This window comes from bacterium SCSIO 12741 (assembly GCA_024398055.1).
In the GTDB taxonomy this organism is placed as follows: domain Bacteria; phylum Bacteroidota; class Bacteroidia; order Flavobacteriales_G; family Salibacteraceae; genus SCSIO-12741.
Genome location: CP073749.1, coordinates 1,793,875 through 1,814,813 on the forward strand (window position 1 = coordinate 1,793,875; position 20,939 = coordinate 1,814,813).

At 42.3% G+C, this 20,939-nt stretch carries 20 protein-coding genes and 2 tRNA genes; 9 read left to right on the forward strand and 13 right to left on the reverse strand.

All coding sequences use genetic code 11. From position 1 onward, the window contains the following. Nucleotides 1-22 precede the first annotated feature (22 nt). Nucleotides 23-865: a hypothetical protein gene (locus KFE98_07545; GenBank protein UTW63985.1), complete on the forward strand. Its 843-nt coding sequence runs from the start codon at nt 23-25 to the stop codon at nt 863-865. 57 nt (nt 866-922) lie between these two features. On the opposite strand, the gene KFE98_07550 is transcribed toward KFE98_07545, so the two are convergent. The 7 genes from KFE98_07550 to KFE98_07580 all read right to left on the reverse strand — a co-directional run bounded on the left by KFE98_07550 (nt 923) and on the right by KFE98_07580 (nt 6,194). Next, on the reverse strand, nt 923-2,440 hold the full coding sequence (locus KFE98_07550; protein ID UTW63986.1) for a T9SS type A sorting domain-containing protein: 1,518 nt from the start codon (nt 2,438-2,440) through the stop codon (nt 923-925). Between the two features lie 163 nt (nt 2,441-2,603). After that, complete coding sequence (locus KFE98_07555) at nt 2,604-2,834, reverse strand: hypothetical protein (protein ID UTW63987.1); 231 nt, start codon at nt 2,832-2,834, stop codon at nt 2,604-2,606. A gap of 53 nt (nt 2,835-2,887) precedes the next feature. Further along, nucleotides 2,888-3,373, reverse strand: a complete 486-nt coding sequence (locus KFE98_07560; GenBank protein UTW63988.1) for a hypothetical protein — start codon at nt 3,371-3,373, stop codon at nt 2,888-2,890. Nucleotides 3,374-3,501: 128 nt separating this feature from the next. Next, the gene (locus KFE98_07565; GenBank protein ID UTW63989.1) at nt 3,502-4,023 is read right to left on the reverse strand and encodes a DUF1624 domain-containing protein; all 522 of its coding nucleotides are present in this window, start codon (nt 4,021-4,023) and stop codon (nt 3,502-3,504) included. A gap of 86 nt (nt 4,024-4,109) precedes the next feature. After that, entirely contained in the window at nt 4,110-5,540 is a 1,431-nt protein-coding gene (locus tag KFE98_07570; protein ID UTW63990.1) for an aminotransferase class V-fold PLP-dependent enzyme, read from the reverse strand. Nucleotides 5,541-5,667: 127 nt separating this feature from the next. Then, nucleotides 5,668-6,009 carry a GIY-YIG nuclease family protein gene (locus KFE98_07575; protein ID UTW63991.1) on the reverse strand — a complete coding sequence of 114 codons (342 nt, stop codon included), beginning with the start codon at nt 6,007-6,009 and terminating at the stop codon, nt 5,668-5,670. A 111-nt stretch (nt 6,010-6,120) separates the two neighbouring features. Further along, nucleotides 6,121-6,194, reverse strand: a tRNA-Ile gene (locus KFE98_07580). A gap of 153 nt (nt 6,195-6,347) precedes the next feature. On the opposite strand from KFE98_07580, the gene KFE98_07585 reads away from it, so the two are divergent. Further along, nucleotides 6,348-6,602: a Smr/MutS family protein gene (locus KFE98_07585; protein UTW63992.1), complete on the forward strand. Its 255-nt coding sequence runs from the start codon at nt 6,348-6,350 to the stop codon at nt 6,600-6,602. A gap of 66 nt (nt 6,603-6,668) precedes the next feature. Here the strand turns inward: KFE98_07585 and KFE98_07590 are convergent, their stop codons facing one another. The 3 genes from KFE98_07590 to KFE98_07600 all read right to left on the reverse strand — a co-directional run bounded on the left by KFE98_07590 (nt 6,669) and on the right by KFE98_07600 (nt 9,504). Next, nucleotides 6,669-7,451, reverse strand: coding sequence for a hypothetical protein (locus tag KFE98_07590; GenBank protein ID UTW63993.1), 783 nt, complete (start codon nt 7,449-7,451; stop codon nt 6,669-6,671). Further along, nucleotides 7,448-7,810 (reverse strand): hypothetical protein, encoded by a 363-nt coding sequence (locus KFE98_07595; protein UTW63994.1) that lies wholly within the window; start codon nt 7,808-7,810, stop codon nt 7,448-7,450. The genes KFE98_07590 and KFE98_07595 overlap by 4 nt, the downstream gene beginning before the upstream one ends. Nucleotides 7,811-7,953: 143 nt before the next feature. Then, nucleotides 7,954-9,504 carry a hypothetical protein gene (locus KFE98_07600; protein ID UTW63995.1) on the reverse strand — a complete coding sequence of 517 codons (1,551 nt, stop codon included), beginning with the start codon at nt 9,502-9,504 and terminating at the stop codon, nt 7,954-7,956. A gap of 171 nt (nt 9,505-9,675) precedes the next feature. Here KFE98_07600 and KFE98_07605 point away from each other — a divergent pair, with 171 nt between their 5' ends. The 3 genes from KFE98_07605 to KFE98_07615 all read left to right on the forward strand — a co-directional run bounded on the left by KFE98_07605 (nt 9,676) and on the right by KFE98_07615 (nt 11,086). Further along, a complete protein-coding gene (locus KFE98_07605) occupies nt 9,676-9,867 on the forward strand; it encodes a hypothetical protein (protein UTW63996.1) in 192 nt (63 codons plus the stop codon). Nucleotides 9,868-9,896: 29 nt separating this feature from the next. Further along, the gene (locus KFE98_07610) at nt 9,897-10,970 is read left to right on the forward strand and encodes a ketoacyl-ACP synthase III (GenBank protein UTW63997.1); all 1,074 of its coding nucleotides are present in this window, start codon (nt 9,897-9,899) and stop codon (nt 10,968-10,970) included. Nucleotides 10,971-11,011: 41 nt separating this feature from the next. Then, nucleotides 11,012-11,086, forward strand: a tRNA-Val gene (locus KFE98_07615). A 207-nt stretch (nt 11,087-11,293) separates the two neighbouring features. Here KFE98_07615 and KFE98_07620 read toward each other — a convergent pair. Further along, nucleotides 11,294-13,303, reverse strand: a complete 2,010-nt coding sequence (locus tag KFE98_07620; protein UTW63998.1) for a T9SS type A sorting domain-containing protein — start codon at nt 13,301-13,303, stop codon at nt 11,294-11,296. 150 nt (nt 13,304-13,453) lie between these two features. Here KFE98_07620 and KFE98_07625 point away from each other — a divergent pair, with 150 nt between their 5' ends. The 4 genes from KFE98_07625 (at nt 13,454) to KFE98_07640 (ending at nt 17,738) form a co-directional block, all read left to right on the forward strand. Then, nucleotides 13,454-14,098, forward strand: coding sequence for an alpha/beta hydrolase (locus KFE98_07625; protein UTW63999.1), 645 nt, complete (start codon nt 13,454-13,456; stop codon nt 14,096-14,098). Nucleotides 14,099-14,284: 186 nt separating this feature from the next. Further along, on the forward strand, nt 14,285-15,340 hold the full coding sequence (locus KFE98_07630) for a DUF1343 domain-containing protein (GenBank protein ID UTW64662.1): 1,056 nt from the start codon (nt 14,285-14,287) through the stop codon (nt 15,338-15,340). Between the two features lie 66 nt (nt 15,341-15,406). Continuing rightward, nucleotides 15,407-16,552, forward strand: a complete 1,146-nt coding sequence (locus KFE98_07635; GenBank protein UTW64000.1) for an acyltransferase — start codon at nt 15,407-15,409, stop codon at nt 16,550-16,552. 88 nt (nt 16,553-16,640) lie between these two features. Further along, nucleotides 16,641-17,738: a glycoside hydrolase family 3 protein gene (locus tag KFE98_07640; GenBank protein ID UTW64001.1), complete on the forward strand. Its 1,098-nt coding sequence runs from the start codon at nt 16,641-16,643 to the stop codon at nt 17,736-17,738. Nucleotides 17,739-17,838: 100 nt separating this feature from the next. Here the strand turns inward: KFE98_07640 and KFE98_07645 are convergent, their stop codons facing one another. Together KFE98_07645 and KFE98_07650 are read right to left on the reverse strand one after the other, a co-directional pair. Further along, the gene (locus tag KFE98_07645; GenBank protein ID UTW64002.1) at nt 17,839-19,911 is read right to left on the reverse strand and encodes a T9SS type A sorting domain-containing protein; all 2,073 of its coding nucleotides are present in this window, start codon (nt 19,909-19,911) and stop codon (nt 17,839-17,841) included. Between the two features lie 380 nt (nt 19,912-20,291). Beyond that, nucleotides 20,292-20,927, reverse strand: coding sequence for a hypothetical protein (locus KFE98_07650; GenBank protein ID UTW64003.1), 636 nt, complete (start codon nt 20,925-20,927; stop codon nt 20,292-20,294). Between the last annotated feature and the right edge of the window lie 12 nt (nt 20,928-20,939).

A 20,939-nucleotide genomic window follows, 5' to 3' on the forward strand; every position in this document is an offset into this window, starting at 1 on the left:
TAATCCCTCAAATTTGGAAAGTATGAAGCGTTCAGCCCTTATCGTATCCTTAACCGTTTTGTCGGCATCCTTGTTTTTCAGCTCTTGCGAAAAAGCCAAACAAAATAGATCCACGGACACCTCTGAAGATTACTCGCTTTCGCAGGCCATGTCCGATGATCTCTACAAGGTTATCGACCAAGCTTCATCAGAGGAAGCAGGGGTCCGCTCTTCGGGATCTTTATCCTGTGCCACCATTACTTTATCTCCCGCATTACCGGATAGTACCTTTCCAAAAACACTGACTATCGACTTCGGGTCATCGAATTGCACGGGCAATGACGGCATTAGAAGACGGGGTATTGTTCAAGTGGAGTATACCGGACGCTATCGGGATGAAGGAACGCAAATTACCGCGACCACGACCAATTACTATGTCAATGACCATCAGGTTATAGCCAATAAGAAAGTAAAAAATGCAGGCCGAAATTCTTCAGGTAACCTGCATTTCGCAATTGAGGTTGATGGAAAAGTGATCACTTCCGATGGGAATGAAATTGTATGGCATTCAGCTCGCTCGAGAGAATGGATTGCAGGTGAAAACACCACCTGGTGGTCCCACGGATGGGCTGGCGTAACGGATGATGTTTATTCCATAAACGGGCAGGCCACAGGAACCAACAGAAACGGAAAAAATTACTCTGCCATCATTACCAAAGCACTGATTTATCAGGTAGGATGCCGCTGGATTAAAGAAGGTACACTTGAAATTCAGCCAGATGATTTGACCTTGCGAAAAGTGGACTTTGGAAGCCGCTCAGAAGGGTGTAATAACCAGGCCACGGTGGAAATAGGTAATCGCAGCTACGATATCGAAATGAGATAAAAAAAACGCACCCCGAAGGATGCGCTCTTTTCTGTTGGATGGTTTGATGCTAATCAACTATTCCACAACCACCTTTCTAATTGCGGAACGTCCGTTTGATTGGATTCTTACGGTATAAACACCAGTTCTTAAGTTCTCCGTTGACACTTCATGCAACCGTTCATTTACGTCGATGGATGATTGAATAACTCGACCGTTTTGGTCAATAAGGTGGTAGGAGTATTCCATGCCATCTGGAGATTCAATGGTAAATTGTCCATGTGCCGGATTGGGGTACACCTGGAATTCTTCTCCCTCAAAAGTCTGATCAGAAATGCTGGTGGTTCCCGGTGCTGCGGGTGCTCCTTGGTTTGGGGATCCTCCATTGTTGGTTGATGGTGGAGCCACGGGAGGAGGAGGAGGGGTACAGTGCGGGTGAGGAATGTATACTTCCTCGGTAAGGGAGTCGGATGGTAGGTAACAACTGCCCATATCAATTTCGAATTCAACGGTTCCAGTCGCCATCCCTCCAGCATGAGAATGACAGCTAACGCTCAGCACGTTGTTGGTTGTTCGGTAGCTTACACCGTTTACTTCCCAGTTGTAGTAAGAAATGTCATAACCATTCCATCCATCATGTGGAGCTACAAAGTGTACAATTCCTGCATTAGAATGCTCGTGCAAAGTGGAGAGGTAGTTACAGTCTACAGTACCTCCACATGGGGGCAAAATAATTTTCCAATCGAAGTCGCCATAAGGACTATTCAATATGGATACATCGAGGATGGTACCGTCATATTTCTGTACGGTGAGCAAAATTCCATCGGCGTAGTTCTTTACTCCATAATTGCCTTGAAGCGTCATTCGATTGCTTCCGTTACCGCAGTTTACACAGCTCGTTGGCAAGTCGGAAGGTTGGGCTACCATACCATAACTAATAATATCTTGGATCTCGGTCCAGGGAACATTGTTTCCGTTCATGTCATAAAGCCATAGGTTGTAGGAATGATTGTAAGGCTTATAGGAGCAGGAGGCATTTCTCAAAGGGGAATTGTGGTGACCAACTGGTGCCAAGGGAGCAGTCATACCGCCGCCGCCAAAATAGTAGTTGAAGGCATCCAAATATCCTCCACAGCAGGTTTGGTTAGTGGGGTGGTGAGGGTCGTAGCTCCAAATCAAACGGCAGTAGCTCGGCTCTGCATAGGTGGATGAAGCTGAGGTTTTTTTCCAACGACCCACAGCTAAGGTAAAGTTGGATAAGCTGGAAATAAGACCATCGCATGGAGCTCCAAACGATCCTTGGTTGGCCAATCTCCAATCTCGGTGATCAACGGTGTACATGTCTGCATAGGCCACCTGACTGGTGAAATCTTTTCCGCTACCTTGAGAACGGCCCACTTCTACCGTAGCGTTGATGCTTCCTTGATTGTTAACAATGGTGGTTCCATTTGGCTGGGTTCCCGTGTTGACCATTCGATCCAGGGCTTCAATGATTTCCACAGCGCTCTGTGTCATTTTGATGTGTGGCGTTCCCTGGCTGAACCCTGAGGTGCCAACCAATAGAGAAAACCCGACGGCGAGTAATGATTTTTTCATAGTGATAGTTGTTGAATTTATTAGGACTTGGTTTATTTATCCAATTCTAAATTAAAGCAACTGAATACCAGTGTTTTGGGTTGTTTTGCGGGTTGCGATGAATCCTTTGTGGAAACCGTCAAATTTTTTGTGAAGTGCTAAAAAGGAAGATGCGAGGTGAGCATTACCGGGTTATGTGCCGAATAAAAATGGCTAAAGCCAGCAAAATCGGAATGCCCAAAATGGAGTAGACGGGAAACCACGAGATTGCGGTTAAAGCCAAAATTCCCAAGCCGATGAAGGCCAGAATGTGGTATAACCCTTTTTTGAGGTCGTTCTGATAATACCCATCCACCAAATAGAGGAGCAGGGGAACCAAGGAAAGATAAAGAAGAGACCAGGCCAGGAGGGTCATGGGAAGGCATTATTTTCCCTAAAAATACAGTTTATCAAGTAGTTTGGCCAGGCCTATTCCTTGAAGTAAAGGTTAAACAGTTTTTTAGGTCCCACATGCATTCTCAAGATCCAAAAACTGTTGAAAATGAGAAAGGTGATGAAAAGGATTAAGAGTGTCGCCAAGCCTTGGATCGAGCTTAGGTTATGAAAGTTGTGTTTCAAGGCTTCTCCCGCCAATTCACCCGTGAAGAGCGCCTTTATACCATGTTCTAAAAAAGTAAACAACACATAGCCGACCAAATAAATCAAACTGCGAAAAAGGATCCGGCTTCGGTTTTTGACGTCATACCTTTTGGTTACCGCCAGTTTGTCTAGCAAAACGACCACCTTGCCCAATACCAGCGAGGATACAATCACATTGATAAACCCGGAATAGTGAATTTCATATTGGGCTAAAAAGGCCTTTTTCATCACCAAAAAAACGAGGAAACAGAAAAAGAAGAATAGGGTAATGGATAGCACTTCCTTGAGCTCTTCCACAATTGCTGATTTGTTCATAGCGATAAAAGTATCAACTCTGGGCGATGCGGGTGCAGGTAATTGATGAGAACATGCTAATCGAGCTTAGGCAAGATTCGATCAATCTATAGGGGAGGAGGGGTGGAAAGGATAGCGAACGAATGCAATTATTCCGACGCTGGATCAACCTTTTCCTGCTCTTTCGTTAATTCCTGATGATAAGCCGCCATACGTGCATGAGCAGTACCGTCGATTAACAGAATAACGACTAACATAGCAATGGCCGTGATCATACTTGCACGCCAGATAGGAGTATTGACGAAAAAGATCACCAAAGCACAGGCTGCAATAATTAATGGAATACCTGTGAAAACAATGTTTTGATACTCCTTGAGTGTGCTTTGAGCCCTTACCAGCTCTGCTTCAACAAAGGTTTCCGCATGGCTGTTGTAGGCTTCCTCAAACTTGGACATCCGTGATACATTGGTAAAATACAAGCCAAGTCCAATGACCGTTAATAATACACCTGCTACCAAAGTGGGAATAATATAGGCCCTTGCCATTTCGGTTTTTCCCAATTGCCAAAAGCCCAGACTGGCTAAAAGGAAGGCGACACCAAAAAGAACAAAAAAGGGAGTTGAAAATAACTCAGCTTTGACCCATTCGGTAGATGCTTTTAGGATTTCCATAGTAGTATTTTTTGATTTAACTCAAGTAATAACGAATGTATTTCATCTCATTTAGACGAGGCAAAAGTTCCCAGAATAAAGATAATTTACTTTGTTTTATGCCTTGCATAAGATGTAACTTCCTGGTTTAGTTCATCAATCAATTCATCTATTTCCGTTTCGGTGGTGTTGTAGTTTGTTATACAGGCTCTAAAGGTCGGAGCACCTTTTATCGGATAAATGGATAACCACGATTTACCATTAGATAGGATATTATCCAGAATCGTTTTTGTAAAAATGGGATCAGTTTCAAATTCACCTTTTGTAAAACAGACAACTGGCAAATCGGTATTGTTTTTAATGTCCCAACCATTCTTTATTAGTTGACTCTTTAGGTATCTCCCTATTGCTGCCTGATGATCGATGGTTTGTTCATACCCTTGCCAACCGTAAAAAAGAAGAGAGAGGTAAACCCTTAACCCAATGAACCTTCTTGACCATTGAATGGAATGCGCAAATGGTTCGGTAACGGTAAGCTTGTCGGCTTCTTTGGGCATGTATTCAGTTGTAATCCTGAATGTCTTCCCGAGGATATCATTTCTTGTAGTTAAAAAGATGCTTGTCCCCATGGGGACAGACATCCATTTATGAGCATCAAAAGTGATTGAATCAGACTTTTCAATACCAGATAATTGGTGCTTCAGATCCTGACTTAAAATGGCTCCACCTCCATACGCGGCATCCACATGGAACCAAATATAATTCTCACGGCAAATGGAACTTAACTGATTCAGCTCGTCAACTGTACCAGTCCCTGTAGTTCCTGCTGTTCCAATGATCATCAATGGTGAATAGTGAGATGTGTCAAGTTGTTTTAGTTCTTGCCGTAGAATATCCACGTCCAGTTTTAATTCGTCTGTAGTTGGAATGGATTTTACAAGATTATATCCCAGCCCTACAACTTTTGCCGCTTTTTGAATGGAATGGTGGGCTTCTTCAGAACAAAACACAACAGGTTTTCTGTCCAACCCAAAGATTCCTTCTTTAGCAAAGTTTGGGTATTTATGGTTCAAAGCACAAAGCATGGCAGTAAGGTTCGCTTCAGCTCCCCCCGTCGTAAAAACACCATCTGCATATCTATGGTAACCAAATTTATTGGCAAACTCCTTTATCATTAGTTCCTCTACTTCAACGGCAAAAGGGGCATGGCTCCAAGCCGCCAATTGAGGATTATAGGTAGCTGTGATGAGGTCAGCGATAATACCGGCGTAATTAGAACGTGGATTAAACAGTCCAAAATACTTAGGGTGTGGTGTGTGAACCGAAAAGGATTCAAGCCCTTTTATTACATGCTCGATTGCTTTATCTGGGTTAATGCCTTTAGCTAGTTCTTTGGTAAGTATAGATGCTCTGATTTCTTTAATATTCAAATCAGGACTGGTTTTAAATTCCTTTGTTGAGCTATAATAGCTCTCGAGCTTTTCAAAGACGGTATCGAGTATTTCCTTCCTTTGATTAGGGTCAAAATCAAATGGCATATTGATTCTTTTAATGTTTTGACAAAATGCTCAATTCTCAGAATGTAATAAAACCCGATTCTTGCGGTTTTGGATAAGGACCGTCACAATCACGTTTTATCAAAATCAAATAGCTCCAACTCTCACTTTACCCGTATTTCGAATAGTCGTTGTTAGTGGCTGTCGTTTTACTAAAACCGCCCTTTTTCTTCTCCCAATTTCCAAACCTCATCTCTGGGAACTTTGCTAAATTTCTTATGTACACTCTACTCTTCATTCGTTTAATATGTTGTTCTATTCTTCGGGCATGTGATATGGATTGAGCAGGAAGAGTTAGAAAAATCTTCCAGTCACTAGCGATACTGGTGTATGAGTTGCATCCGTAAAAATTTGAGTTATGTTTATCCAATCGGTCGATCGGGTTGGTGGAGGTCATTCCCGTATAGAATCTATCAATAGAAGGACTATAAATGATATAGCAAAAAGGCATCAGGTTGGTTTTTGGTTGTTAAGGTTGATTTAAAAGAACAAGGTTGAAGAATCAGGTTTGAGTTCAGCTTCGCATCTCTTCCGATGAAAATCGGAACTCAAACCTGATTTGTGGGCCCTCGCGGGCTCGAACCGCGGACCACCTGATTATGAGTCAGGTGCTCTAACCAACTGAGCTAAGGGCCCTCAGTCACCCGTGGGTGCTGATTGAAGGGCAGCAAATTTAGCTTTTTCTCCGTAACGAACGATCAAGAAATTGACGGCATAACAATTCTTCACTACAGGGGCTGCAATTGATATTCGCAGCCGACTATCTTTGAATACAAATCCAGAAGCAACATGGCAAAGCTAAAACTCGACCTTCATGATATTTACAACAAAGGCACTAAGATTGAAGAAGCCTTAAATGAGGTAATCGAAGAGGCCGTTGAGCGACGTATTCCGTTGGTGGAAATTATTCCTGGGAAAGGTTCAGGGCAATTGAAGAAAACGGTTCTACGCTTTCTGCAGCGGAAAGAAATCAAAGCCAAGTACCACCGGATTGATAAGGATTCCAAAAATTTCGGTCGGCTCTTCGTGCGGTTTAAGCATTGAGCTAAGAGCAAAAAAAATCCCGCACATCCAAGATGACGGGATTTCCAAAAGGTGTTTGTGATGATTTTAATTGTTCGCTTCGTAGCGAGCTTTGTGATCATCAATAAATGCTTTCAAGGAAGCAATTTGCTTCTCGTATTTCTTCACATCATAAGTCTTGATCTTGGTCATGTGATACAGGGCTTTGCTGTAGTCATTTAACCAGCAATAAGCTTCAGCGCAGTTGAAGTGCGTAGCGGCTGCAACCTTTTTATTGATGCGGGCTTTTTTGTTATCAGGATCTACTTCTTTCAAAGCTTCTTCCCAAATTTTAACTGCTTCGCTCAAGTTTGTTTTAGCCTCTTCAGGGCTGCTCAAAATACTATGGTACCCGGCAAACGCTTTTTCGAAAGCCCAGCTATATTCGGAGTAATCAACCTTCTTGTCCTTCACGGTGATAATCTTAGCCGACCGCTTGGTTTGAGGCTTACCGTGCATGTCATTCAAGTGAGCTGAAATGATATCCACATTTCGGTCCATCAATTTTTTATCCATGGACTCCAAAAAGCTATTCTTTCCTGTTTTCCAATATTTCTCTAGCGAGCCTTTGCTGGAATACATTCTGGTGTTTTGGGTCATTGGCTGATCCAAAGCTGGAATGTTGTATTCGGCTACCGCAAGTCCATTGGCATCACGAGTAATGACAGTCATTGGGTGATAGGCCGTGATGATGTAGTAATACTGTACCGTTTTTACCTCATTTTTTGTCGTGGTTTTCGTTTTTTCCTCCCAGGAAAAGGTAAAGCCACTCATTGCGATGGAAATTTGAACATCACCTGAAGTGCTACCGTTCAATCCTTCAATGTTCATCTTTGGGCAAGCTTCCTGCGTGGTGTAGTAACGAGGATAATAGGTGTTGTCTGCTTCCGGGCTTTCGGTTGGCTCCGGTTAATAGCGGTGATAATCTTTTCTGCTTGAGAGCGATTTTCGATGGCTTCAATTTCTCTTTCACGCTCCTCTTGACGGGCTTGCTTTTCAGCTTCCGTGCTTTCCTTGTAAGTCAATTCAACATCACAGCCATAGGTTTTAACCTCAGCGGGAAGGGGTTCCAGTGGAAGTTTGATATATTCAAACTCAACTGTTTCAGTGTCAAATTTTTGAGCGGACAAATTTTGATATCCGGCCATTAGTCCCAGGGTAAGACCAACGGCAATAATCTGCTTTTTCATAATTCGATCGTTTGGAATAACAGTGTACTTATCAAGATTCTTAGTGGGTTGAAAATCAGTTTGAAATTAGAAAAAAAAGCCCGATCAAAGAATCCTTCACTGTTTTCTGCATACAAATCTGCTAAAAAAAGGTTGAACCGAAATCAAAAAAGTTCTTGATGGCCTAACCCTCGTTCCCGTATTACGGAAGCTACAGGCACTTTTTTTACCTGACTGGCTAGCCAGGAAATAATATCAAAATAATAGAATGGTTTTCGAGCTAATGGATCTTCTGCTATCTGCTCCATCCGTTGTCGGAGTTTATCAAATTCGGAATGAATCATCTGTGGGTAGTATCGAGTTGTTCTTCGCAGGAAGGAAAGAATCTCCTGGTGAAACGGGTCCAGATTACGCATTCGGATGAAGTACTGATAAGTGGCTCGAATATTGCTAAACAGAAAGTCTACCTCGCCCTGTTCATAGAGTGTAACCAGCCGAAGTATTCGGGCATAGCCGTGGATGTCTTGCCGGTAGGTGAGGTCGTCCTGATGAATGATTTGATTGAGAAAATACAAGGCCCGGTCATACTGACCCACGCCAAAATAGAGGCAGGCAAATTTGTAGTTCAGCGTAATGATGTTGCGACTTTCCAGTCGATTGCCCCAAAAAGCTACCCCTTGTTGTATGTCTTCAATCAGCGACACGCCTCGCTCAAAATCACCAGTCATAAAAGCGGCATTGATACGGTGGTGAGATAAAATGCGAAAGAGCAGCAAGCTTTCATTATCCGATGGATTTCGCTTTAAAGACAGGCTAAACTCTTCCAATTGAGTCAGCACATCTAAGAATCGCCGCACTTCATTCATTCGAAAGAGTGAGTTAAGCAGTTGGTTCAGGGTTTTAAGATAAATCACTGGTCGGTGGTGTTCCAATTGCTGATCACGGATCAGGGTTTCTGCCAATCGCGAATACCGGTAACTTTTCAAAAAATCCTGTTGCACATAGTAGTACCAGTATTGAGCTCGGTAATAATAGAATCGTTCGTTGAAACTCATGTCGCCCGAAAAAAAACGGGGCAGACTTTTTTCATAAAATCGTTTGAGAGCGGCAATGTCGTCTTCGTTTTCCAGGTATCCTTTTTCCACGAAGTGAGCGTGCATTTGCAACCCAAATCCAGCAAAGGCATTGATGCGTTCAATTTGACGAGCCGAATTTTCTGCCTCCATTCTTAAGCTGGTGGCCAGGTCCAATGAGTTGTTTCCCGAAAAATGGAGCTCGATAATCTTTTCGCGATAGAGCACTTCAAACCTCAATTCATCCAGGTGATAGCGTTCGGCGAGGCGGGTTACTTTTTGAAGCATCTGTCTACTCTGTTTCAGTAGTCCCTTGTTGTACAGTACGGAGGCATAATCCATTTTCTCTCGAATCTGCAGATCCACGTCTTTGCGTACAGTTTGTTGCCGCAACGATTCCAGTAGATGATCGTACAGGCTTATTTTCAAATTGCTCAGCTGTTCGGCTTTGATGTGGGGATGTTTCTTTAAAAAGTTGTCCGGATTAAATTTTCCAGGTTTATTAAGTGCCTCAAACAACTGCCCATAGTGAAGTTCCTTTCCGCCAGCCCGGCCTTTTAAGAACAGGTTGAAGTTCCTTTTCTCGGCCTTATTCAGGTTTTGGATGAGCTCTTTTAAATCTCTTGTGTTGTCTTTAGGCACTGTATTGTTTGTTGTTTTAAAATATTGTTTTTGAGTTATTTATTGCAATAATAGTTCATTTATGATTTGTAGAAAGGATAGATTTAATTGGGTGAGCGAGCACGCCTCTTTGGACTTTTGATAAAACATTCAATTACACGCTTCAAACGTCAATTCGCTGTGCAACAAAATTTGGATCAACACGAAAAAAAATTCCTGGTAACACCCCATCAATCCTTACTTCAAATCAGTTCTAAGTCCAATGGAGAGGAATGTGTAGAAGAGTTCGGGTTGGATGAGTTTATTCAAAAAGCACATCGTTCTATTGAGCAGGAAGAAGAGGACCGTGAATTTGTGAATCTGATGATCAATCAGGTTTATTAACTGGATTTTATTCCCTTCAGAGAAATTTTATGCCGCTTAATTCGGTTATTATCGGTTCCGGGTCATTTATTCCGGAACGAGTTGTTGAGAATGCCCACTTCGAACAACATCAGTTTCATACAGATCAGGGAGTTCAAATTCCTGGAAGCTCTACTGATATCATCCGTAAATTTGAGGCCATTACCGGGATCAAGGAGCGGAGATACGTCACGTCCAACTACATCACATCTGATATTTCTACAGCCGCTGCCATGCGGGCCATTGAAGATTCTGGTATGGATAAGGAAGAGATCGATGTCATCATAGTAGCCCACAATTTTGGCGACTTGATGGATGGATCTTCCCAAACCGATATCCTGCCAAGTTTAGCCTCTCGGGTCAAAGGGAAATTGGGTATTCAGAATCCCAGTTGCATCCCCTACGATCTCATTTTTGGTTGTCCGGGTTGGTTGCAAGGCATGATTCAGGCGGATATTTTTATTCAATCGGGATATGCACGTACTTGTCTCGTGGTAGGGGCAGAAACGCTGTCTCGGGTAGTTGACCCTTCTGACCGCGATACCATGATTTTTGCCGATGGAGCCGGGGCCACTTTGGTTACCGGGAAACAAGAGAATACCAAGCGAGGTGTACTGTCTCACGCCGCGGTTTCGCACACCGGTCCTGAGGTGGACTACCTGTATTTGGGAGCGCCCAATCTTACCAATCAGGGAGAGGATACCCGCTTTATCAAAATGCAGGGCCGAAAAATTTATGAGTATGCCCTCAACAAGGTTCCAGGAGCTATGGATAAGTGTATTCGTAAGGCTGGCCTCGAGGTGACTGACTTGTCCAAAATCCTGATTCACCAGGCCAATGAAAAAATGGATGAGGCCATTGTTAAGCGGCTTTACCGTAAAAACGGACTCAAGGATTTCCCGCCGGAAATACTTCCCATGACGATCGAAAAACTGGGCAACAGTTCAGTAGCAACGATCCCGACCCTTTACAATATGATCACACACAATCAATTGCCAGGGCATTCGGTTCAAAGTGACGATCATTTATTGTTTGCCTCCGTTGGTGCCGGAATGAACATAAACGCCATGCTCTACCGGGTGTAGTTCAACGATTTGCTTTTTCCTTTACATTTGCGGTCCTATCCGGGCTATTAACTCAGTTGGTTTAGAGTGTTACCTTGACAGGGTAGAAGTCACTGGTTCGAATCCAGTATAGCCCACAAAACAGGTTCGAGAACGAGTTGCGAGAGCGATGAGTACTCGGACCTGTTTTTCTTCGTACTCGTTCTCTCCCTCGTTCTACCAAATGGTATGGTGATTGGTCTTTTCAGTTTTGAGTGCGAGCCCGAGAGTGGGAGCTCGGAACCGATTTCTTCGCTCTCACACTCATGCTCGTTTAAATTCTTATTTCAGGTTCTACAGGGTTATCATCGTTTTATCAGTTTCAAAGTCTCTTGGTGTCCTTCGTAGGTTACTTGCAAAAGATAAAGTCCTTCTATTTGATCCGTCAGGTCAATTCTTATTTCAGTTGCATTCATCTCTTGCCCTTTATGAATAACCCGACCTCTGATATCCCTAATTGAAAAATCAACGGTAGATTCATTGGGTACCTTTAATTTGAAGATGCCAGAGCTTGGATTTGGGGCAACTTCAATTTTGACATTTGGAATCACAGGTTGATCGCCTATCCCAACTGCTTCGGAAGCCACATCAGACTTTTTTGAGCCTATTGATTTGCAGAATCGGTGAGTCCCGTAAAAGTGTCTATACAATTTTCCATGCTTACCGATATAGAAAATTTCTCCATTACCATGGCCGGCCGCAAGGCCCCCTTGAGCATCGACCGAATGCAATGCACCATACCAGAAAACGGCTTTATGCCAACCGTTATTAGCATCCTTGTACAAGCATTCTAAACCTGAGTAATTGGTAACGAAAAATATTTGGCCTGATGCGTTGCATTGAAGTTGGCAATCTCCTGGCCTTACATTATGAGGTACAAGATGGTTAAACCTGTTTCTATGCCATTGACCATTTTCGTAATAAATGCAATCAATTGAGTTGTCGGTTGTTTGGTAAAAAACTCTCCCATCTGGTGTTATGGCAGGGGCGCCACCTGAAACATTTCCGGGAACAATGTTGGAAAACGTATGTTTTAACCACGTTCCATTGTGCATATACAAGCATTCTAAGTCTCCTACATTTGATCTAAAAAATACTTTTCCGGTTGGTCCAGCAGTGGGGTTACCTCCAACATTGTTAGGAATCAGGTTGGAAAAGCTGTGTTTGTGCCAAGCACCGTTTTGGTAGTATAAGCAACTAATGGAGTTGTTTGTCGTGCGATAGAATACCTCTCCAGTTGACCTTATCGTTAGTCCTCCTGCAACATCAAAGCCTGAAACACTGGATAGGTCCGCATAATGCCAGGTACCTGCTGACTTATAAACGACTCCCATGGAATTGTCTGTCTTTCGGTAAAAGACTTTGCCCGAGTTATTTGCTGCCAATTCTCCACCGACATTTCCTGCAATCGAAGACATGTCGTATAACTTGTAACCTGATGCAGTTTTTTCAACTCTTTTCAGAGTATGGTCGGTTTCAACATAAAATACCTCATCGTTTGAGCCTACAGCTATTGAGTTGTTTTTTGCGCTATTTGGAACGATATTTTGCTTTGGTAAATTTTCAATTCTCCAAACATCATCGCAATAATCAGGTAGGTTGGCACTTCGGACATTTATTTCAAGTTCTACCCTTTCGAGTTCAATAAAGTCTCCACTTTGAGCGCAAAAGCTAATATCAACATAGCTGTCATTTGGTCTTTTATTATAAGACGAACGGGGTACACCCATGCCTTTCGGAGCTGTATGATATTGTGGTAGATTGGTCCCCTGAATAGTGCCGATAGGAGTATGTGTTTCTCCCGGAGAAATATGCGCTAAGGCAAAAGCCTGAGAGGTGGTTCCACCAAATACATTGGAAATAGGAATGTGGACTCTAACGGCAGTTTGAAAATGGTATCCACTCGGCATCTTGGCCCAATAGATTAACGTCATTGAAGTAATATCTGAGTTTTTTACACCTGGATAATTAAATCTATAGGTATGGTTAAAGGTTTCGGTTAATCCCGCGAAACATGAAGAAGGAAATGTATGCCATTTGCCTACGAAGTTGCTATTGGTAATGCGATAGGAATTACCATTATTACTACACTTCGACCTTACTACTTTAAGGACTGCATTGGGGGATGATATTCGCAATTTATAAGTGTTAGTCTGGCTATAAACACTTGTAGTCATTAGCAAAAAAAATAGCGCCATGAAATGCGCGGTAAACTTGTTCATTTTGTAGATAGTTTGATTCAAGAATGGGTCAATATTAAGGGGCAGTAGTTCCACAATTTTATGAGAATGCAATTCCGAAAGAAATGAATTCAAATTGGCTGGTTTTGGATTCAAATGTGGATTTACCCAATTAGGATTACTCTCAACCTGCCATGTGTGAAAAAAGGTGCTGTTTGACGAATTGGTTTTGGCTTTAGTTGGAATTACCTCGCTGTGTTAGATATTTCCCCACTTTTGAACCCAATGAAAGCAGTTCTTTTACTGGGAATCCTTATTGGCTCTACCTTGCTCGCATCCGGAGCGGAGAATGATAAACGGTTTGTCATCTTTCTTCACAATCGTTTTTTGGAAGAGCATAACTTGAACGATTTGCACCCCGATTTTGGTCGAGTTGAGTACGAGGAAATTCTATCCGAATTCAGAAAATCTAATTTGACGGTAATCAGTGAAATGAGGAACGAAAACGTCAACGCACGGTTGTATGCAGTCGGAATTGTAAATAAGATTAACAGTTTGTTAAAAAGCGGAGTTGAACCTCAAAATATTACTATAGTTGGAACGTCGAAGGGCGGGTACATAGCTCAGTACGTGTCCACTTTGGCCAATAATAAAGACTTGAATTTTGTATTTATTGCCTGTTTCAGAAGTAGCGATATTCAGGAACTACCCGAAATCAATTTTTGCGGAAACATTTTAACGATTTACGAAAGATCTGATTCTTACGGAGTTTCAGCAAGGGAGCGAAAGGAAACTTCGAATTGCGAAATAGAGCATTTTAAAGAGCTGGAGCTAAATACTGGATTGGGGCACGGATTTTTGTTTAAACCCCTTAAAGAATGGATTGAACCGACCATAAAATGGGCGAATGGAAATTATGACCTGGATTAAAATTTCGACGATAGCGTGATTAAAGGCAAATTGATTTTAGTGGTCATTCCTATACTGGCATTCTGGTTTTTGCTCCCATCGAATCAAGAACCTGATGTTCCCGAAGACACCCCAACCTCCATAATTACCGGGGCTGAAAAAACCTCGGAATATTTGCCCCTCTTAGAAGGCAAAAGAGTAGCCATTATGGCTAATCGAACATCGATTATTGGAAAGCGTCATTTGGTGGATAGTTTGCTTCTTCTTGATGTAAACCTGGTTAAGGTTTTCAGTGCAGAGCACGGTTTTCGTGGAAATGTTAGTGCGGGAGTTGAGGTGAGTGATGAAACGGATAAAACGACAGGTTTGCCTATTGTTTCCTTGTATGGAAAAAAGAGGAAGCCCAGCCGTGAAGATTTGGCCGATGTAGACGTAGTCATTTATGACTTGCAAGATGTGGGTTGTAGATTCTATACAAACATCAATGCCTTGGTAAAATTGATGGAAGCTTGTCATGAGAATGAACGAAAGCTTATCATTTTAGACCGCCCTAATCCCAACGGATATTTGATTGACGGCCCTGTTCTTGACATGAAATACAAATCTGGAATTGGGATGTTCCCTATACCTATGTCGCATGGGCTAACGGTGGGTGAATTCGCGCTGATGGCCAATGGTGAAGGGTGGCTCAAGAATGGGGTTAAGTGCGATGTCGAAATAGTTCCTGTGGCCAACTACAACCACGATATGCCCTACGAACTGCCCGTCAACCCATCGCCCAATCTTAATACTCCGCAATCGGTTCTGCTCTACCCTTCCACTTGCATGTTTGAGGGGACCTACCTGAGCCATGGACGAGGCACCTACTCACCATTTACGATTTTGGGAAGTCCTGAGTTAAAAGGCATTTACGAATTCAACTTTACCCCGAGCGGAATAAAGGGAATGGCGGAAAATCCGATTTTTAAGGGAGAGGTCTGCTATGGAATTGACCTCCGGAATGTGGATTTAAATGAGTTAAGGAAAAAGAAGCAGATCCAATTGAAGTGGATTATTGAATTGTATAAAGCGCACCCCAACAAGGAAAAGTTCTTTGATTCAAAACTGAGCAATCAGATGGGGGTGATTGAATACCTGGTGGGCTCAAAGCTTTTTAGAAAGCAAATCACCAGTGGGGCCACAGAAAGTGAAATTAGAGAGAGTTGGGAACCCGAACTTTCACAGTATAAATCAATGCGGTTAAAATACCTCATTTATCCTTGAATTTAAAAGGCTAAGAGGCTCGTGATAGCGGGGTTAAGCTGTAACCTAAAACCAAAATCGTATCCCTTGAATTTAACCGAAAGCATACAACAACGCAACCTGGGTATCGACGTGCTCAGAGGGCTTAGTATTCTAACTGTCGTTTTATTACATCTCAATATCCATTTTGGAATATCTGATACCTTCCTAAAAGAGCTGTTGCCGAAAAAGTTGTTTTCACTGTTGTTTTGGAGTGGGTATTACGGCGTAGTTGTATTCTTCACTTTGTCTGGCTATCTCATCACCCATTCAATAATCAACAAATGGGGAGGTTTGTCCAAAATTGAGATCAAAACCTTCTATTGGCAACGGTTTTCGAGGATAATGCCCTTATTGGTCACATTACTTGTTGTACTATCCATTTTACACCTGGAGAATGTTCCGGGCTTTGTGATAAACCCGGAGAAAACTTCTTTGGGCAGGGCTCTTTTTTCTGCGCTAACTTTTCACATTAATTGGTTAGAAATCCAGGTTGGTTACCTCCCTGCAAACTGGGACGTACTCTGGTCCATTTCGATTGAAGAGATGTTTTATCTCTTTTTTCCCATGGTCTGTTTGTTTCTAAAAAAGGAATGGCAATTTGTTGTCCTTTTGGCATTGTTTCTAATGATCTCTCCCTGGGCAAGAACGGAGTTGTATCCAGGAAATGAACTTGCCGATAAAAACCATCTGGCGTATTTAGACTCCATAGCTTTGGGTTGTATGGTGGCCATTATCTGCTCAAAAATGACTTTCGCCAAATGGCTCAATTGGACTTTTCTTTTGATCGGTTGGTCCATGGTGATTCTAATCTTTGTATACAAGGGTTTTGTCTACAAATCGGGGCTCATTGGATTGGGGTTAAATGTGACCATTCTTTCGGTTGGCGTTTCGTTGATTCTCCTGTGGATGCATCAAAAATATCCCTTGAAAAATGAGAGAATACGATGGATTTATAGCTGGTTAAGGTATTTAGGGGCGTATAGCTACGAAATTTACCTTACCCACATGTTTGTTGTCATTCTTATGGCTCGTCTATACCGTAAGTTTGACCTGAGTGAAAAATGGCTTTTGCCGTTTTTATTGTCCAGCATCCTAATTTCATTTTTACTGGGTAAACTGACCTTTAACTACTTTTCGGAGCCGGTGAATCGCTGGTTAAGAAGAAAAAGACCTGTAAAAAGAGTGGCCTGATCGGTTTGGAAACCATTTGGATGCCGTAAACAAAGTATAAAACAACAGGAGCTTGAGAATAGCTCAAAAATGGAAAGCCTATTTTAAGATGATAAGAATCCTATTAACAACCGCATTTATAGCCACCTTAATTCCATGGGTAAACGGACAGGAGAATGAGCTGCAACGCTTTTTTGAGTATGACCCAGTCGTAGAAAATAGAGTGGATGAAATTTTTCAGTCCTTAAATGATACCGCTCGGGTAGCCCAAATGGTGGTGACTTCAGCGGGTGAATTAGGCAAACCTGAAAAGGTCGTAATCCAACTTGCACGGGAGAATAAAATTGGGGGAATTGTATTTCTTAAAGGCACCAAAGAAGATCACAAAAGATTGATCGATTCGATCAATGCTATTAGTAGCTCACAGGGTTATTTGCCCTTGTTATACTCTATTGATGCAGAGCCCAGTTTGTTTAACGGTAGACTGCAAGGAACGGAAACACTGATGAACACAGCTGACATTAAAACCGTTCAGCAATCGGATTCAGTCGCAAGAATTATAAATGAGCAATTATTGGATATTGGTTTTCGTCAAAACTTTGCACCCGTAGCCGATATTAGCCCGCAGAATGAAGCGATTAGAAATAGGAGTTTTGGAAATGATAAGGATACGGTAATTGAATTGAGTAAGCAGTTTATTCAAACCACCCAAGAGCAGGGAATTATTGCCACCGCCAAGCATTTTCCAGGTCACGGATTGGTCAAGGGCGATACGCATGAAAAATCCGTTTACATCGATGGAGAATTGCAGGAATTGGATGTTTACCCACCGCTTATCGAAGCTGGGGTTCTTTCCATTATGATTGCTCATATTACCATCCGCAACAACCCCAAGTACAACACCGATGGACTTCCTGCTAGCTGTTCCAGGAACATTGTTACCGATTTATTGAAAGAGGAATTAGGCTTTAAAGGTCTCGTAATCACAGATGCCTTAAATATTATGAAGGCGGTGACCATAATCGATGATGCTCCTTTGCTGGCATCTAAGGCCGGTAATGATATGTTGCTGATGCCCATTGACGAAACCAAGACCATTGAATCCATTCTGGATGAAATGGAAAACGACTCCGATTACAAAACGCAGGTTTACCAGTCAGTCAAGAAAATTATACGGTTGAAGTTATTTTTAGGGCTGATGGAATAAGGTTGGCCCGGTTTATAGAAAGAAACCGAATAAATAGGAAATAAAAAGGCCGCGTCAGAAATGAGGCGGCCTTTTCTATAGGGTCTATAATTGCTTGTAACTATCTGTTAATGATTAGTTTTTCGCGAAGTACATGCTCCTCGTTGTCGGATGCTACAAGGTTGTAGTATCCAGGACTCAAGGTGCTGATGTCTAATTCATTACTCCCGTCAAGATTCGCAGAAAGCACTTTTTTTCCACTCATGTCATAAACCGAAACATGGGTTTGTTCTCCAAATCCGAAGAAGGTTACCATTTGTGAGGCAGGGTTAGGTGCAAAACTAATTTCAGCTTGAAGGCTAAAATCTGAACCATCGCTTAACGGTTGTTTAGGTGTAGGAGGTGGACCACATGATTCACAGTTGGGTAGGCCAAAGTTTACCATCCTTTCATTGGAGCAATAGGTCTGTTGGCATAGGGTTCCGTCTGCTCCTCTGGCGTATACCGTCACACAAACATTGTATTGGCATTCAGCGGGATTTATTCCATAGTTGTGATCAGCCGTTGGAACGGTTGTCGTTGAGGAATTTCCGTCGCCCCAATCCCAGTAATATTGATAGGCGTAGGTACCCGGTCCGGCAGTATAATTGACGGTATGCGAATAATAGTAGCACCCAATAAGGGTTCTGGTAATTCCAGTAATATTGATATTACATGACAATTCCTGTGGGCAGCCATACGATATTAAGTGAGGGCTTTCATAAGAATCGGAGAGCTTGAAATGAACATCGTATTGTCTATCGGTTGGATCTTGAACCCCTGTCATGGTGAATGCCGGAAATTCGGTTTGAGTTGAAAATTCTTCTTCACATTCCATATTGGTTTTTCCGATCATATCCGTTTGAGTAACCGTTAGGTCGAGGACACCGTTTGCACCGCTTGTGCTAGAAAACTGATAATTGGCAAGTGCATATCCATCGTTCCATCGAGTAATGCGATCTCTTACATTGTCCCTATAATCTTCTAGGCTATAATGGTAATGATCGTGATTTCTAAGACCAGGATTATAGGCTCGAATTTGATTCACGTTGGTTACGGAGAGTGACGATAAGTCTACTTGCAAAACAATGTTTCTAAAATCTCTGGCATTAAGCGGGTAGCCACATCCCACTAAGCTACTGTATCCAGCCAGTGTCATGGTATTGCTCTGAGGGTGCACATCGATAAAGCTTATTCTGCAATCCAGGTTATGTACATCCTCAAGGTCTGGATAATTGGCAATTCTCGAGATAAAGGCACCAGGTGTTGAAGCTTGAGAAACCTCTACCAAGGAAGGGCCTTCAAATCGTTGATTTTCTACATAGTAATACTTATCGTTGGTAGCATCGAAATACCCAGCTTTACTTGGGTGAATATTGTGAATGTTATTGCCCTGAATGGTGTGGCTGGTGCTCCAAATTAAACTGCCTGAGTAGTCATAACAAAAAGCTCCATTAATAGGATCACTAACGCTTGTGATGCGACCATTGACCACAATTCCCACTCCTGGAATCTCGGTGATTGATAAGAATTCATTTCTAGACTGAAGGGTTGCCGATGTTGGCGTATTTATTTCATACGACCAATTAAAAGTAAGGTCATTGTTAAGGCTTATCAGAAGGCAGGTTTCGTTAGATAAGGCTGCATTACCACCTGGATATAGTGGATTCTCCGAGGCGTAACCCACCAAGAAGTACTTATCCCTATCTCTGGAGTAAAGAATATCATGGGCAAATTGCTCCGTGTAGATCGTATTGGGGTCGTGCTCAAGCTCCACTAAATCAACGAATGAACCATCGGACTGATTGAGCCGCATAACAAAGATTTTATGCTTTCCATTGACCAGATTTGATCCGGTGAGGAGAATATAATCTTCCCCCTGAAGGCTCATGTCTAAACAACGCTCATCGGAGCCAATGTCATGGAATTTTTCCCAAATTACGGAGCCGCTTTGATCCATTTTTTGAACATGAATATCTGTGTTGGTGAGGCTTCCTATGGGATATACAGTGCCGGCCATGATCACATCTTCCCCAACGGATTCTATGGAATAATGGTCATGGTCCATTTCAATGGATTGATTGGAAATAAACTGAGCGTGTAGGCTTCCTATTACGCCCAAAAAGAAGAGTACTAAAAGGTTTCGTTTGAACATTTTGGTTAAGTATTAATTGAACAATGAAACAATAGTACCCGTTTAATATAGGGCTCATTGAGGCTATTTCAAATCTCGCCGAATTGATTGCAAATAAGCCCCATTGGGGTTCAAATCAGAATTTTGTACTTAGGTGATAAAATGAGACTGTAGCCTACAAAGAATCAAATGGAACAAAAGTCTACACTCGTTAAAAGTGAGCCAATTCTTCCTGGCTGCTCTGTGCTAAACTCTGATTGGGAGTTAATCAGAATCTCAAGGGTGGACCAAAGATGCCCCCTATTTGGCTTTGCGAAAAAGGAAAAAACTGCCGGAGAAATCTAAACACCAACTCCGGCAGTTTTTCGTGCTCATATGAAATGAGCGAAGTCTTCTATTAATTACTTAACCAACTTGAATAGGGTCCCAGCTGAGGTTGCATTTTTAATGTCGCTGATTTTTGCGGTAATACTCACGGTTACCTTTTTAGTCTCAGTTACCTGGGCGGGTAGAAAATTATCTCCAACCGTTATATCCTTACAAGTTAGTGTCATGTTGTCGCCGTCAATTTTTACGTCCATTTTGATGGTTGCCGATTCGGTGTACCACCACTGCTTGCCATCCTTGTCCTTTATGGAGTTGAAATAGAACTTACCTGCCGGAAGGTTTTGCCAGTGATAGCTAAATGAACTTTCCAGAGTGGTGCTTTGGGTGGGTAGTTCATTTAACCCAACTACCCAATATCCTTTTTTATCGGGATCAAGTAAATCGTCAAAAACATCTAACCTAACGTATTTGGAGTTGGGATCTGCCGAACTCGGAACGGTGTATTCGTTTAATGGACTTTTTACGCCTTCAACAATTAAGGTGTTTGGATCTGCGGCTATAGAATTAGTATCCGATGGGGTTGTAGTCGAATCCTTTGGGGTTGTTGTACTTTGCGTTGGGCTGCTGGTTTCGGGTTGGGTTTCCTCATCTTTTTTGCAGCCAATAAATGCAATTCCAATTACTAACATACCTATTATTACGTTTTTCATATCTCTGTTATT